This is a genomic window from Micromonospora sp. RTGN7 (assembly GCF_033804645.1).
GTDB lineage: Bacteria > Actinomycetota > Actinomycetes > Mycobacteriales > Micromonosporaceae > Micromonospora.
In genome coordinates this window covers 44,402-58,385 of the sequence record NZ_JAPZLF010000002.1, presented here as the reverse complement: position 1 = coordinate 58,385, position 13,984 = coordinate 44,402, and the positions used below count along the sequence as shown (strand labels likewise).

Genomic DNA, 13,984 nt, shown 5'->3' with positions numbered 1-13,984 from the left:
CCAGCTGCCGCCCTCCCGATCCCGCCCGCGAATGCCGCAGACGCCGATACGTCGATAGAGTTTTCCACTCACCCATCTTGAGCTCGAAGAAACGCACGACTTTGCCGGGGCCCTGCGGTCGAAGTGCGACCGACGATGACGCCAGTCCTGCCGGGAGCGCGGCGAACGCGGTACCCGAACGGCCGCCTCCGCGTCACAGGATCCGGTGGTAACGGGCACCCGTCCAAGCATCGCGACGCGGCGTCCACCGGATCACACACTGCCCTCCCTGATGACTGGACGTTGGCACCCCCTCGCCGAGGCGGCTGCCAGAAGCAGTCCGACGGCGACGGCGGTCCCGCCGAGGTAGGCAAGCGGTCGGAGCCCGAGGAAGGTGTACCCGAGCCAACCCGGGGTCGGACTGGCCGAATCGAGGTAGGCCGCCAGGATTGCCACGCCGCTGAGCAGAGTCGCGGGCAGCACCGCCAGAAGACCACCACTGCACAGCAACACGACAACTGTTCGTCTGGCGGGTTGCAACCGGTACGCCCGCCGGAATGCCCCGGCGGTCAGCAGCCAGCCGAGCAACCCGCCGACCACGAGTCCGCCCGCGGTCAGCGGAAGTACAGAGGCGGGTGTCGTACGGGTGAGCGCGACCTGGAGCCCGTAACGAGATGCCTCGAGGTCCCCCTCCGAGAAGACCTCAATCAGCCACCCCCGCTTGGTGGCCGCCACCTCCGGGCAGCACCCTCTGAGATCACTGTTGTGTAGGTGCCAACCGGCTGCCCGCAAGCGCTCGCCAGCCGCCTTGACCATTCCTTGGCGAGGCTGATCGTCCGAATACGTGAACTGGAAAAAGACCTTCCCGGACCGATATTCGTCTGTCCCTCCGATCAGGTAGAACCAGCGCGGATCGAGGTACTCCGGATTCTGATCAAAGGTGAAGTCCCATCGTTGCGGCTGCGCCAGCGCCCCAGGCGGCAGCGCAGGGCCGGCCAACTGGAGCACTTCAGCATCTCGGGGCAGAGGCGCCGCGCTCCGCCAACCTAGGAAGTTGCCGCAAGCTCCCAGCACCACCGCTACGGTCAGCGCTGCCCCCACGGCCACAGTGACTCCGACCCCTCCCCGGACACGGAAGCGGTATCGAATCCCTCCGAGAAGCAGGCTCAGCACCCGATAGCGGCGGGCAAGCCTGTCCCGAATCACTGCCTGCAGCATCGGTTCTCCTCGCCGTGTATTGGCACGCTCGTTGAGCTTAGAAAGAAGCGAATTCGAGTCGGGGCGACCAGTGGGCGAGTCGGCCGATCACGTTACGCGCGTTTATGGAGGAGCAGAAGGGACAGGGCCCCGGCAAAGTCGTGGCGGTGTCTGACTTGAGTGGACTGGAGTAGAAGCGCCGTTGTTGTTGGCAGCAAGACGGGAATGACTGGTTCGGAAGATCATCTAAGTTCCTACGCCGCGTTGATCGCCGAAGTGAGTCATGCCCGCCCTGCCATCATCGCTGATCTCGTCGGTGTCGTGTGCACCGGCTCTGACCGTGTCCGAATCCGCTGGTGGACTGCTCGCTGCGCTGGCTGATCTGCCTGATCCGCGGCCACTGGTCGACCAAAAACAAGATCCACTGGGTGCGGGACGTCACCTACGACGAAGACCGATCCCAAATCCGCGCCGGCACCGGGCCCGAGGCCATGGCTGCCTTATGGAACGCCGCCATCGGCGCCCTCCGCACCGCCGGAGTTACCAACATTGCCGCCGCCAACCGGCATCACGCCCGAGACAGCAGCCGGCCCCTGGCCCTACTCGGCATCACCTGACGACTTTGCTGGGGCCCTGGGTTCCGGGCCCAGCTATGCCAGGTCGGCACGGTCGTGCCCCTACGGCATGCCGGGGGAACCTCGTCGGCATACACGGTACGTATACCGGCACTCCACGGAGCGGATTTGAATGGGTAGGCTCGACGAGGCGCTACGGACGGAGCCACCCGCGAATGGCGAGGTTTCCCGTGACACACGCGAACTGCCCCCGATGTGGCGGCCGGCTGGCCCGCGACAACGACAGTGGACGGTGCACTCCCTGCCAGGCCGCCGAGCGCGACCGGCTGAGCCGGCCACCGGTGGTGCCGGCCAACTTCTGGGAACACCAGCCGGTACGACGAGCGCTGGCCGCGCGGCACCTCGGGCGGGTGATTCGGGCGTTCCGCTGCCACCCCTACCACGGGCGGAACCCGCTGCCGCAGAGCGCGGTCGCCGGCTGGCTGGGAATCACCCAGGCGCAGCTCAGCCGAGTGGAGAACGGCTCACCGATCGTCCACCTGGACCGGCTGACCCACTGGGCACAGGTGCTGCGAATTCCGGCCAAGCACCTGTGGTTCGCCCTACCCGACCAGCCCTGCCGCTTCGGGCCGGACGCAGACGAAGAGCAGCCGGCCCACCAGCCGACCGACCCCCGGGAGACAGCCGGACTGGCAACCCCACCAGTCCCGGCAGATGCCGTCACCACGGCATCGGATGAAGGAGGTGGCACCACGGACCGCCGACAGTTCCACGCCTTGGCCGCCCTCGCGGGCATCGCCGCGACCGGCTCCCTCGACCGGCTCGCCACCCCGGCCGACGCGCCCAGAAGCATCGGCATGGAACAGGTACGCTTCGCCACTTCCCTGGTCGACGAGTTCCGCCGCGCCGACGCCGCCGTCGGAGCCGATCAGCTCCGCGACATCGCCATCAGAGTCCACGCCCACCTGTCGTCCTGGGCCACGAAGGCCACCTACAGCCGGGAGGTCGGCGACGCCCTCCAAACCGCACTGGCCGACGTCGCCATCGAGACCGCCTGGCTCACCATCGACGCCGGGCGACGGTCGGAGTCGAGGCCGTACCTCAACGAGGCGATCACCCGGGCGCGCATCGCCGACGACCCTCGCATGGAAGTTCGCGCCCTTGCCTGCCTCTCCCTGCTGATCCGGGATGATCGCCCCGGCGAATCGCTACAGAGCGCCGATGCCGCCCTCCGGACCTCCGCAGGGTGGGGAACCCCTCGATTGGCGACACTCCTGCACCTACGGGCCGCCCATACCTACGCCACCCTCAAGGACATGAGCAGCTCCAACGGGCGATGGCCAAGGCACACCGCGAGTTCGACCGCGGAACGACTGAAGACGACATGTCGTTCCTGCACTTCGTGACCCCGCAGGAACTCAGGGGCATCGAAGGGCTGTCCTACCTCGCCCTGGCCCGACCCGAACGCGCGGCCCAGGCATTCCGCACGATCACGGAGAACCCTTCCCCCGCGCTCCGGCGCAACCAGATCTACTACACGGTTCAGCTCGCCGATGCGGAATGCCGACAGGGCAACCTCGACGAGGCGGCGCACATTGCCATGAATGTGCTGCCCGCAATCGGCCAGGTAAGTTCCGGACGGGTGAGCCGTCACCTCGCGCAGGTCCGGTCGAGCCTGGGACAGCCGCAACGGTCGACGGCCGTCACCCGCGACTTCATCGACGCCTACGACCAGGCGGTGGGCCGATGATCGAGAACCTGAACCTGCGCCACCACACCGCCGCGCAGGCGGCCGGGCTGGTTGATCAGCTCGTCGGCCTCTACCTGACGGTGTACGCCGACGGCGACGAGTTCCACAGCGAGGACCGCTACCGCCGCCAGCTCGCCGGGCACATGCAGCGACACGGGTGGGACCTGGTCACCGCCACGGTCGACGAAGAGTTGGTCGGCTACATCTACGGCTTCCCGCTGCCCGCTGAGACCGGCTGGTGGACCGGCATGCAGGAACCTGTCCCGGCCGGATTCAGCACCGATGAGGACGGCAGGCGCACCTTCGGCATCAGCGAACTCATGGTGGCATCCGGTTGGCGACGCCGAGGCATCGCCAGGACCCTGCACGACGAGTTGCTCAGCGGCCGGGCCGAGAAACGAGCCACCCTCCTGGCCGACCCGGACAACGCTCCCGCCCAAGCCGCGTACCGCTCCTGGGGCTGGCAGAAGATCTCCAAGCTGCGCCCTAACTGGGAGCACGCACCAACCTTCGACGTCCTCCTGCTCGCGATCGTCGTAGCCGACTGACCATTCCCACCGGGCGACAGGAGGTGCCTCTGCCCGCCTCGGTCCTCGGCCACGCGCCTCGCCAGCCGAGGCAGCACGGGCCCAGGGTCCCCGGGGCGGAGATCAGGCCGCGTCCGCCCGAGGAGCGAACGTGACGTCAAGCCTCATGTTCAATGCCCTGGCCAGCTGGTCGAGCACCGTCAGGGTCGGCGCCGTCCCGCCGGCCTCGAAGCGGGCCACCGCCGATTGAGTCATGCCTGCGACGCGAGCGAGTTGGGCCTGGCTCCAACCGTTGCGTTCACGCAGTTCCCGTACCGTCTGCCCGAGCTCGAAAGCGATCCGCGCCGCTTCGTAGGCGTCGGTGGCCCCCGCCTCCGCCAGGCGTCGCTCACGTAGTTCGTTCCAGTCAGCACGATCACTCATCGCTCCGCCCCCTCGTTCACACTGTGCCGCTCTGTCACGCATCTTTCCAGCGCCCGCGCGCTTGATGCTCAGCTCGCGTGTCGCAGCGCCGAACTCAGCAACGAAAATCCCCGGTCAGACCGTGAACATCGGGTCGGCCAGCCTGGCCAGCAGAAGCTGGTGGGCCTGCCAGCCGTCGGGGAACTTGACCGGGACGTTGAGGTGCACCGGTTCACTCGACGGGTGGGCGTCCAGCAGCTCCGCGATGCCCGCCCGCGCCACCACCACGCACGCGTGCCGGTGCCGGGACGTCAGCACGCACAGCCGCCCCGACTCCAGGTGGAACGCCGTCGCGTCCCGCCGCCCCGACAACGGGTGCAACACGATCGTCACGTCGTACTCGCGGCCCTGAAGCCGGTTGGCGGTATCCACCGTGATGCCCGCCCCGGCCTCGCCGAGGCGCGCGCGGATGGCCGCGACCTGGTCACGGTGCGCGGCCCCGACGGCGATCCGGTCGGCGGTGACCGGCGCGCCGGCCGGCGCGTGCTCGGAGACGGCTACCGCTCCCCGCTGCAACACCCGCAGCGCCAGCGCGGCGCACGCGGCGGTGGCCTCGGAATCGGTACGCAGGGTGTGCCGCTCCGGCAGCTCGTACAGCGCCCACCCCGACGACACCGCCAACTCCACCGCCGCATCGACGGCGTCCCCCGGCCCGGCCTCGGTCAACGCGAGCGCCCGGTCGCCAGAACCCGTGCCCGCGCGGAACCCGGTGAACGGATAGAACGCCGCCGCGATCACCGGCGCCGCCGACGCGGGCAGCCGCCACGACACCGGCAGCCGGTGCACCGGCAACTGCGGGTTGTGCCACAGCAGCACCGCCACCGCGGACTGCATTGGATCCCAGGTCAGGCCCGTCCACCGTGCGGTCTCCACCGTGGAGAACGGATCGAGCTGCCCAGGATCCCCCACGAACAACGCCCGCTCGAACCTGCCAGCCACCCGCAACAAAGCATCAGACCGCATCTGGTACGCCTCATCGACGATCGCCCACGGCCACGAACCCTCGGTGACCATCGCCCACTTGGCCGCCGTACCGATGATCACAGCCGGCCCACCGAGATCGGCGACCTTCGCCGCGACCTTGACCGTGTCGTGGCCCTTCACCCGGTCCGACGGCTTGTACTCCGTGGCGGACAGCCGACCGATCCGCAGCTCCGGGGCCTTACGGGCCAGCCGGTCGATAAGATCGTCGACCTGCTCGTTGGTCTGCGCAATGATGATCAACTGCTCACCTGCGGCGGCCAGCTCGACGGCGGCCCGGACCACAAGGGTCGACTTACCGGCACCGGGCGGCGAGTCGACCACCACGCCCCGGTGGTCACCGGAGCGCAAGTCAGCCAGCACCGCCGTGATGACCCGCTCCGCCTCGATCGCGGGCGGCAACTCCAGCCCGAGCATCGATCTCCCCTCCACCAGGTGCTGGGCACCTTACCCGCAGGCACCGACAGGTCGTGCCGCACGGCTGCGGATAGCGCGCACGCGGCGTCCACAGGGCAGGAGAGCCGGCTCGGTGAAGACGGATCATGCGGTAGGACGATTGCCAAAGGCAATCAATGCCAGTACGAAGAACGTGAATGTCATCCCGGTGGATTTTGACGGCGACCCCGTCAACCGGATTCACATCGCCCAAGGGGGGCCCATGGCACGTAGCCGCATTGCCGGTGCAGCAGCCATCACACTCGTATTGCCACTTATGGGCGTCCTACCCGCGTCGGCGGCGACGGCCGCGCCCGGGCAGGCCGTGGCGAAGCAGGTTCAGCCCAGCGACACCCGGGAGCTCACCCGCAAGGACCTCACGCTGGACGGCCGCAAGGTCGAGACGCCGGCCCGGTACCAGCCGCGCGCGCAGGCGCGTTCGAACGCCACCTCCGCGGGGGCGACGCCGCCGGTCGGCACGGTCCGGCAGTGGCTCGGAATGAACGACTTCGAGGGCCGGATCTACCGCAAGGACTACACGCTTCGCGGCGCGGGCAACAACGTCGAGGTGTGGGTCGCCAACGACATCGCCTTCCCGGCCGGCGACTGCCGAACCCAGATCCCCTCGTCGACGCAGATCACCGACGCGCAGGTGGCGAGCTTCGTCCACGAGTTCGACACCAACATGTACCCGAAGGAGACGGCCGCGTTCAGCACGCCGCCGGACCGGGACGGCACCAACGCCCTGCTCGGACCGGACGCCAACGGCAACGGCGGCGACTACACCGGCGGCGGCAACAAGACGGTCACCCTGATCGACAACGTCCGGGACGACAACTTCTACCAGTTCCCGGCCAGCCCGACCTACATCGCGGGCTTCTTCTCGGCCCAGTTCAACGAGCTGTTCGACCGCAACGTCATGACCATCGACGCGTTCGACTGGGCTCACCGCACCGGGGCGAACCCGCCGAACGAGCCCACCGACGACCTGTGCACGAGCCGCCCGGCCCGCCCCTTCGACTACGAGGGCACCTTCGCCCACGAGTGGCAGCACCTGGCGCACTACTACACCGATCCCTTCGAGGGAAACTGGATCAACGAGGGCCTGGCCGACTTCGCCCAGACGCTGACCGGTTACGTCGACACCACGACGACCGTCTTCGACCGGGGAGCCGACAGCCACCTCTACTGCTACCAGGGCTTCGGCACGGTGCAGACGCCGTACAACGTCAACCCGCGAGACTGCGGCGGCCCGGAGAACTCGCTCACCCTGTGGGGCGAGAGCCCGAACCCGAACGCGGTGCTCGCCGACTACGGCAACGCGTACTCGTTCATGCAGTTCCTGTACGACCGGTACGGCACGGACATCATCTCCCGGCTGCACAAGGACGGTGAACGGCAGGGGCTGGCCAGCCTGGACGCGGCGCTGAAGGCCAAGGGCGTCAGCAAGATGTACCAGGTCATCCACGACTACCAGACGATGACGCTGGTCGACAAAATCGTCGGCGACTCGCGGCGCGGGATCATGCTCGGCGTACCGAAGAGCCGGGTGACCACGCCGAGCCTGCGCTCCACGGTCAACCTGGCCAACCCGGCCGCCAACGCCACCGGCGGGGCGGCGCCTAACGGGGCCGACTTCGTGCCGTTGCAGAAGGCCGACGGGCAGCTCCTGCGCGGCCGTGACCTGCGGTCGCTGTCGTTCGAGGGCACCAAGACGCTGCCGCCGCTGCCGCTGGCGTGGACCGTCGTGTCGAACGACCCGGACCGCTCCGGCAACCCGGTCCTGTGGTCGGGCAACGGCAACAACATCGACTCCGCGGCGGTCACCTCGGTCGCCGTGCCGACCGCCGACCCGACGCTGCGATTCGCCGCCAAGTACGGCGCGGAGTTCGGTTTCGACTACGGCTACGTCACCGTCTCCACCGACGGCGGCGCGTCCTACACCGCCATCCCGGGCGACAAGACGATCGACGGGCCGTTCGGTCCGGCGCTCAACGGGACGACCGACGGGTTCGAGGCGCACTCGTTCGACCTGTCCGCGTACGCCGGCAAGACGATCCTGCTCGGCTTCCGCTACGTCAGCGACGGCGGCGTCAACGAGGGCGGTCTGCTGGTCGACGACATCACCATCGGCGGCACGGCGGTCAGCGACGGCAGCAGCCTCGCCCCGTTCGACTCGCCGACGGAGATCAAGCCGATCACCGTCAACAACTGGAACCTGCGGCTGATCGGCATCGACGAGCAGCACTCGATCGCCGCGCAGTTCGAGTTCGACGGCAAGTCGAGCCTGACGCTGAACCGGGCGAAGCTGGCCCTGCTCAGCCTCTTCCCGAAAGTCGTCGCCGTGGTCGCCTACGACGAGCCGACCGAGCAGGTCAACCAGTACGCGCCGTACACGTTGAAGGTCAACGGAGTGGTCCAGCCGGGCGGCACCGCCTGACCTGACCCGACACGACCCCGGGCACCCGTCGCCGATCAGGTGGCGGGTGCCCGGCCTTGTTTATCGGGTGCCACTTATCGGGCCGTCGTTTCGTGGCGGGGCTTCGGCACCTGGCGGTTGAACTTCGGCCTGAGTGCCAGGACCAGGGCTTCCTTCGTGCTCTCCGGGTTGTCCGTCTCCTGCCAGCGGACCTCGCACTGCCCCAGCCAGCCGGCGATATCGGCCGCCGACGCCGCGTTACCCGGCCGATCGAGGCACTGGCCGACCTGATCGTGCAGCACGGACGAGCCGCGGTTACCGCCCAGGTGCTGCCGAAGGCGTTGCCGCAGGTTCCCGGTGTGGCCAACGTAGACGACCACGCCGTCATCGAGGACCACGTGCACGCCCGGCGAGCCAGGGGCCTCGGCGGCAGCCGCCATCGTGTACGGCTAGGCAGGAGTGAAGTCGGTCAGTAGCTCGTCGAGGGTGGTATCAGGCATGCCCGGGCGTGACGACCCGGCGCGGCGGTTGTTGAACGGGTAGCGGGCTGCCGCGACCACCGATGCTGCCGACGCGACAGCTCCGGCCCGGAGCGCAGCGATTCCGCCTCCCGCCGGTCTACGGGGCATTACGTCTGGTCAGGCCGCGCAAGAAGACCAGCCCTTCCACGGCGAGGTCGTCGGGGCCGGCGGCGAGGGGCCGCCACACGGACATCGGCACGGCCAGGGCCTCGGCGGTGAACGACTCAATGTTCACCTGGCCGGAGTAGCCGATGTCGGTCAGGGCGTCGAACATTCCCGGCCAGTCGAGGTGGTCACCGCCGGGCACCCCGCGGTCATTGCCGCACACCTGCACGTGCACGAGGTGGTCGCCGGCCAGGCGCATGGCGGCCGGGAGGTCACGTTCCTCGATGTTCAGGTGGAAGGTGTCCAGCGCGAGGCCCAGGCCGGGGACGCGGGCCACCACCTCCAGCGCCTGGTCGACGGTGTTGATCAAGCTCGTCTCGAACCGGTTGAGCGGTTCGAGGGCGATCGTCACGCCCTGCCCGGCGGCCTCGTCGGCCAGCGGCCGGAGCCGCTCCACGAGGCGAGCGATGGTAGCCCGCCAGGCGTCCGCGTCGAGCAGCCACCGCCGGCCGGCCGGGGCGTAGAGCGGGCCCGCCACGACGGCGGCCCCCACCTTGCTCGCGGCCCGCACGCAGGACCGCACGAACGCCTCCGTACGCCGCACGACCTGCTCGTCGCCGCCGAGCAGGTCGTGCTCGGGCAGCAGGCCGGCGCAGACGGCGGGGGCCAGCTCCAGTCCGGCGAGCAGGTCGGCGGCCCGTGCGGGATCCCACTCTCCCGGTGCCTGGATGGGCAGCTCGATGGCGTCGAAGCCCCACGCCCGGATCCGTGGGGCCAGCCGGACGAGCGTCTCGTCGGTCAGCGGCGCCGCCCACGCCCACGTGTTGATGCCGATCCGCATCCGTGCCCCCTCGCCGTCGGAGTCGGTGAAACCGTCGACTGTAGAGGGGCACGATCGTGGACGCGGACGCCGGCCCGCCGACCGCGCCGACGGGTGTCAGGCGGCCGCCGGGCCTACGACGATCAGGTGGCGGCGGGTGTCACGCGGCCGTTGGACCTCCGGCGATCGCGTGGCAGCAGAGCAGGCAGTCCGCATCAGGGCAGCGGGTGATGTCCTGCTGGGCGGTGATCGCGGCTGTCGCGACGGCGAGAACCTGGTCAGCCGGGTAGGCGCGCCAACGCGAGGCGCCGACGGCCACGCCCCGGGCGAGCGGGCCGAGGACCGGTTCCAGCCGCGGAAACCCCCCGGAGCAGGAACCCACCTCGACCATGCGTACCGCGCCGTCCTCGTCGCGCGCCCACCTGCGGAACAGGTGGCGGCCCGACCGCTGTTCGGCCAGGTGCAGCGCCGTCATGCGGTCCAGGCCCACGCCGATGAGCAGGATTTCGCCGTCGCGATCGGCCAACTCGCGGATCGGCCCGTACACGTCGTCGGGGCTCTGGGCGTCGATGAGCTCGGCTGCCTGTGGACCGACGGCGGCGAAGGAGTTGAGCGGGTGCCGGCCGCGTACGGCGTCCGCGCGTGCGATGAGCGCGGCGGGGAGCACGCCCAGTCGGGAATTGATCAGCCCGCAGTCGACGCGGTAGGGAAAATTCGCTCGGCAGGTGTCTTCCGTGGGGGAGGCGGTGTAGTCGAGGCCGTTGCGTGCCGGACGCATGTCGGGGGGAGCAGGCAGTCCGAACTGCGGCTCCGTGAACGCGGGGGCCAGCACGGTGCATCCGGACGCGAGCAGCGCGTCGAGCAGGGCGTCGGCACCGCCGTCGATCGCCGTTCCGAAGGAGTGCAGTGATGCGTGCAACATGACGGGGCGGTTCGCGAGACGCAGGTCTTCAATGGCGGTGACGAGATGGCTGTTGAGGATCATGTGGGCTCCACGTGGTCAGACGGAATGAACGGCGTCGACGATCCGGCCCTGCAGGAGTTCGCGCAGCGCCCATCGGGTCGTCTTGGTCTCGGGGTGGTCGTCGCCCAGGCTTCGACTGCGGCGCTCCAGGACACGTCGGTAGAGGGACTCCGCCTCGGTCCAGCGGCCCTGGCGCGCGATCGTCCAGGCGAGTTCGTGCAGGGTGAGCAGCACGTGGGGATGATCGGCATCGAGCACCCGACGCAAGTCGAGGAGATCCCAGTACAGGCCCTCGGCCTCCACCCAGTTGCCTTGCTTGGCGGTGATCCAGGCGATTTCGTGCTGGGTCTGGAGTGTCTGCGGAGCCCTCTCGGAAAGGACCCGCCGTCGATCCCGCAGGACGTCCTCGAAAGCCTGGCGGGCCTCGTCGAGGCGGCCCTGCTGGGCGATAGCATTGGCCAACTCGTGGCGCGTTGTCAGGGTGTCGCGCTCCTCTGACCCCAGGTGGACCAGGCGATCGCGAAGGGTGACCCGATAACGCTGCTCGGCCTCTGCCCACCTGCCCAGGCAACCGGCGATCCACGCGAGCTCGTGGCGGCTGTCGAGGGTGTCGGGGGCGGAATCGCCGAGCACCCGTCGCCGGATGTCGAGAACGTCCCGGAACATGGCCTCTGCCCCGGCCAGGTCCCCCGCGTCGGCGACCGTCCAGGTGAGCTGGTGCCTGAGATCCAGCACCGCGCGATGCTCCTCGCCCAGCGCCGCGCAGCGGGTCAGGACAATCTGGCACAGGGTGCCGGCCGCCCCGCCTGCGCCGCTGTGGATGAAGGCTCTGCTCACCTGGGTTGCGGCTCCCACGAGCAGGGCGAGGTGTTCCCGGTCCACCCGGTCGGCGGCCGTGTCGAGCAGGGCCAGCAGGTGCTGGCCCAGCAGCCGGTACTGCGGCCAGTGTTCCGGCTCGCCGAAGCTGAGCTCCCCCAGCGCGCCGGCCAGGCGCACGATCGCGGAGTGCCAGACCTCCGGTCCTTCCAGCCGGGCACGGCTGGCATCGGTGACCACGGAGTGAAGCCTGATCGACGCAGGGCTCCCCTGGATCAGGCCCACACCTCGCAACCCGTCCAACGCCTCCTGCAAGCCGGTCCTGGGCAGGATGCGGGTCGGGATCGACTCGGGCGCGTAGCAACTGGCCAGCCGCACCAACTCCCGGGCTTGGGGAATGCCGTGACTGGCCAGCCCGTCCAGAGAAAGTTCGGCGGCACGGTCCACCATGGTGCCCTTCATCCTGCCGAGGGACCGGTCGTAGGCGGCGAAGGTGGGCGACGGCGCGACCCCGGAGTGCAGATACCTCCCCGCCAGGTGGAGGGCGAGGGGGAGCCCGCCGAGCGTTTGTGCCAAAGCCCGTGCGTCGGTCTCGTCACCCCCCTCCGGCGCGAGATCGCGAAGCACCTGGACAGCGTCGGCCATACCCAGGTGGCCGACATCGAAGACTCGCGCACCGGTCCACATGCGCCGGTCAGTCTCTCGGCTGGTCACCACGACCAGGCCCTGCCGCGACGCGCGGGCCCAGCCCGCGATGTCCTGCACACCCGCCGGCGAATCTGCCGCGGCGAGCATCCAGGGGTCGTCGGCGTTGTCGATGACGAGCAGCCACCTCCGCGACGAGCTTTCCAGCAGGCGCCAGAGCCGGTCCGCGCCGTCTGCCGCGCCCTTGGCGATCGACTTCACGTCGGTGGGGGATCCGCCGAGGTCCCGCGCCACGTCGGTGAGGCCTGCGGAGAACCCGGCCAGGTCGGCTGCGGAAACGCACCACACCTGCCGATCCCCGCTGCGCAACCGTTCGGCCAGGGCGGCGGCCAGCGCGGATTTCCCGGCACCGCCCGGCCCGACGAGCACGGCAGGACCATCCTCAGGCCGCCCCGCCAATGTCACCAGTTTCTCCAGTAGGTCGTGGCGCCCTCGGAGCTCTGCCTGCGCCCCCGACGCAGCGGCAGAGGCGAAGTCCTGCCCCGCCTCCTCGATGAGGTCGACCTCCCGGTCGATCCACGCCCTCAGGTCGTCCAGGCCGCGCTGAAGATCGAACGGCGGGACCGCCCCGGCTCCGGCGGCACGGCCGCGTCGATAGACCTCGGCGAAGGTGAGCGGAACCCGCTCCTCGTCGTTGTTCATGAAGCAGACCCCTCTTCTTTCTCGTCGTCGATTTCTTCCTCGTCGTCGATGAACGGCACCAGTTCACCGATGCTGGCCCTCAGTTGCTGGCGTGCCTTCCGCAGATGGCCCCGGATCGTGCTCTGTGTCAGCCCGAGGTGCTTGGCGACGCGCTTGGGGTCCCACGACTCCCCCCAGACCAGGTCCGCGACGATCCGCCGTTGCGGTGGCATCTGTTCGATCACTTTCCAGCATTTGGTCAGGATGATCGCAGCGTCCACGCGCTCGCCGATGTCGTCGGTGTCGTCGGATCGAGAGTGCGGAGGGTGGAAATCGGCGGTCAGGTCCACCGGGCTCTGCTTCCGATAGATGTCGACCGCCTTGTTCTTGAGCACCCGGCGCAGCCACTTCCTGCGCTCCACCGGGCCCCAGTGGCCGATCTTGTGCCAGTCACGGATCGCCTCGTGAAACGCGGTCTGCACCAGGTCCCGGCTCTCGGACACCCAACCGAGGAAGCACGCATACCTGTACAGGTTTTCGGCTTCCTGCCGATATAGGTGCTCGATCTCGTCTCGCTGTTCCTTGGAAAGCTTCGGCCGTGGCTCGGAGGACCCCACATCATGCCCCTGGTTGCTGGCCGCGCCGATCCGAGGCGACGCCCCAGGCCAGCCGAACAGTCCGCGTCCCGGGGGCGTCCCAACGGATCATGATCAGCCCTGCGGGAACCGCTCGGGCAAGAGCGGTCAGGGTACGTCGCGCCTGCCACTCGGCGAGCAGGCCCATCGCGGTCCAGCCGGCCAACAGGCTCGCCATCAGCGCGGCCGACTGCCAGGTGAGGATGCCCGGGCTCAGCGCGGCCAGCACCGCCATCGTGTCGTGCTTGGGGGAAGGAATATGCGTCACGCTTAACTAGCGTGCGACCATCCCCCGGCGTTTGGTCGCCGCCGCTGATTTCCCGGCGGGGCCGTCGGCGGGCAGGGGTGGCGGTGGGCCGGCGTCGATGTCGGCGACGAACTGCGCGGCCGCCGCCTGGTCGGTCGGGTCGGCCCTCTCCTGAAGCATCCGGACGGCCCACCCCCGTCCGAATGGTCATTAATCCGCCCTGCT

15 protein-coding genes are annotated in these 13,984 nt (G+C 69.2%); 5 read left to right on the top strand and 10 right to left on the bottom strand.

Annotated features, from left to right (window positions below):
* Positions 1–252: 252 nt before the first annotated feature.
* Complete coding sequence (locus tag SNR22_RS03605; protein WP_320065000.1) at positions 253–1,197, bottom strand: hypothetical protein; 945 nt, start codon at positions 1,195–1,197, stop codon at positions 253–255.
* 335 nt (positions 1,198–1,532) lie between these two features.
* Here SNR22_RS03605 and SNR22_RS03600 point away from each other — a divergent pair, with 335 nt between their 5' ends.
* From SNR22_RS03600 to SNR22_RS03585, 4 genes are all read left to right on the top strand, one after another.
* A complete protein-coding gene (locus SNR22_RS03600) occupies positions 1,533–1,793 on the top strand; it encodes a hypothetical protein (protein WP_413775584.1) in 261 nt (86 codons plus the stop codon).
* A gap of 188 nt (positions 1,794–1,981) precedes the next feature.
* Complete coding sequence (locus SNR22_RS03595) at positions 1,982–3,157, top strand: helix-turn-helix transcriptional regulator (RefSeq protein ID WP_320064999.1); 1,176 nt, start codon at positions 1,982–1,984, stop codon at positions 3,155–3,157.
* Positions 3,136–3,501 carry a hypothetical protein gene (locus SNR22_RS03590; protein WP_320064998.1) on the top strand — a complete coding sequence of 122 codons (366 nt, stop codon included), beginning with the start codon at positions 3,136–3,138 and terminating at the stop codon, positions 3,499–3,501. The genes SNR22_RS03595 and SNR22_RS03590 overlap by 22 nt, the downstream gene beginning before the upstream one ends.
* A complete protein-coding gene (locus SNR22_RS03585; protein WP_320064997.1) occupies positions 3,498–4,049 on the top strand; it encodes a GNAT family N-acetyltransferase in 552 nt (183 codons plus the stop codon). Before SNR22_RS03590 ends, SNR22_RS03585 begins: the two co-directional genes overlap by 4 nt.
* Before the next feature lie 102 nt (positions 4,050–4,151).
* Here the strand turns inward: SNR22_RS03585 and SNR22_RS03580 are convergent, their stop codons facing one another.
* Both SNR22_RS03580 and SNR22_RS03575 read right to left on the bottom strand, forming a co-directional pair.
* Complete coding sequence (locus tag SNR22_RS03580; protein ID WP_320064996.1) at positions 4,152–4,451, bottom strand: helix-turn-helix transcriptional regulator; 300 nt, start codon at positions 4,449–4,451, stop codon at positions 4,152–4,154.
* Positions 4,452–4,565: 114 nt separating this feature from the next.
* Positions 4,566–5,888, bottom strand: coding sequence for an AAA domain-containing protein (locus SNR22_RS03575; RefSeq protein WP_320065341.1), 1,323 nt, complete (start codon positions 5,886–5,888; stop codon positions 4,566–4,568).
* Between the two features lie 295 nt (positions 5,889–6,183).
* On the opposite strand from SNR22_RS03575, the gene SNR22_RS03570 reads away from it, so the two are divergent.
* Positions 6,184–8,346 carry a choice-of-anchor J domain-containing protein gene (locus tag SNR22_RS03570; RefSeq protein WP_320064995.1) on the top strand — a complete coding sequence of 721 codons (2,163 nt, stop codon included), beginning with the start codon at positions 6,184–6,186 and terminating at the stop codon, positions 8,344–8,346.
* Positions 8,347–8,420: 74 nt separating this feature from the next.
* Here SNR22_RS03570 and SNR22_RS03565 read toward each other — a convergent pair whose 3' ends face one another.
* The 7 genes from SNR22_RS03565 to SNR22_RS03535 all read right to left on the bottom strand — a co-directional run bounded on the left by SNR22_RS03565 (position 8,421) and on the right by SNR22_RS03535 (position 13,939).
* Positions 8,421–8,765 carry a GIY-YIG nuclease family protein gene (locus tag SNR22_RS03565; RefSeq protein ID WP_320064994.1) on the bottom strand — a complete coding sequence of 115 codons (345 nt, stop codon included), beginning with the start codon at positions 8,763–8,765 and terminating at the stop codon, positions 8,421–8,423.
* 178 nt (positions 8,766–8,943) lie between these two features.
* Positions 8,944–9,792, bottom strand: a complete 849-nt coding sequence (locus SNR22_RS03560) for a sugar phosphate isomerase/epimerase family protein (protein WP_320064993.1) — start codon at positions 9,790–9,792, stop codon at positions 8,944–8,946.
* A gap of 139 nt (positions 9,793–9,931) precedes the next feature.
* The gene (locus SNR22_RS03555; protein WP_320064992.1) at positions 9,932–10,756 is read right to left on the bottom strand and encodes an AAC(3) family N-acetyltransferase; all 825 of its coding nucleotides are present in this window, start codon (positions 10,754–10,756) and stop codon (positions 9,932–9,934) included.
* Positions 10,757–10,771: 15 nt separating this feature from the next.
* Entirely contained in the window at positions 10,772–12,898 is a 2,127-nt protein-coding gene (locus SNR22_RS03550) for a tetratricopeptide repeat protein (protein WP_320064991.1), read from the bottom strand.
* The gene (locus SNR22_RS03545; protein ID WP_320064990.1) at positions 12,895–13,494 is read right to left on the bottom strand and encodes a sigma-70 family RNA polymerase sigma factor; all 600 of its coding nucleotides are present in this window, start codon (positions 13,492–13,494) and stop codon (positions 12,895–12,897) included. The genes SNR22_RS03550 and SNR22_RS03545 overlap by 4 nt, the downstream gene beginning before the upstream one ends.
* Before the next feature lies 1 nt (position 13,495).
* Positions 13,496–13,780, bottom strand: coding sequence for a hypothetical protein (locus SNR22_RS03540; RefSeq protein WP_320064989.1), 285 nt, complete (start codon positions 13,778–13,780; stop codon positions 13,496–13,498).
* Positions 13,781–13,786: 6 nt separating this feature from the next.
* A complete protein-coding gene (locus SNR22_RS03535) occupies positions 13,787–13,939 on the bottom strand; it encodes a hypothetical protein (protein ID WP_320064988.1) in 153 nt (50 codons plus the stop codon).
* Positions 13,940–13,984: the final 45 nt, after the last annotated feature.

Bases quoted from the DNA above. Each gene is read 5' to 3' on its own strand.
- SNR22_RS03560 (WP_320064993.1), bottom strand. From the start codon at position 9,792: ATGCGGATCGGCATCAACACGTGGGCGTGGGCGGCGCCGCTGACCGAC.
- SNR22_RS03565 (WP_320064994.1), bottom strand. From the start codon at position 8,765: ATGGCGGCTGCCGCCGAGGCCCCTGGCTCGCCGGGCGTGCACGTGGTC.
- SNR22_RS03570 (WP_320064995.1), top strand. From the start codon at position 6,184: ATGGGCGTCCTACCCGCGTCGGCGGCGACGGCCGCGCCCGGGCAGGCC.
- SNR22_RS03550 (WP_320064991.1), bottom strand. From the start codon at position 12,898: ATGAACAACGACGAGGAGCGGGTTCCGCTCACCTTCGCCGAGGTCTAT.
- SNR22_RS03580 (WP_320064996.1), bottom strand. From the start codon at position 4,451: ATGAGTGATCGTGCTGACTGGAACGAACTACGTGAGCGACGCCTGGCG.
- SNR22_RS03585 (WP_320064997.1), top strand. From the start codon at position 3,498: ATGATCGAGAACCTGAACCTGCGCCACCACACCGCCGCGCAGGCGGCC.
- SNR22_RS03555 (WP_320064992.1), bottom strand. From the start codon at position 10,756: ATGATCCTCAACAGCCATCTCGTCACCGCCATTGAAGACCTGCGTCTC.
- SNR22_RS03535 (WP_320064988.1), bottom strand. From the start codon at position 13,939: ATGCTTCAGGAGAGGGCCGACCCGACCGACCAGGCGGCGGCCGCGCAG.
- SNR22_RS03575 (WP_320065341.1), bottom strand. From the start codon at position 5,888: ATGCTCGGGCTGGAGTTGCCGCCCGCGATCGAGGCGGAGCGGGTCATC.
- SNR22_RS03605 (WP_320065000.1), bottom strand. From the start codon at position 1,197: ATGCTGCAGGCAGTGATTCGGGACAGGCTTGCCCGCCGCTATCGGGTG.
- SNR22_RS03590 (WP_320064998.1), top strand. From the start codon at position 3,136: ATGTCGTTCCTGCACTTCGTGACCCCGCAGGAACTCAGGGGCATCGAA.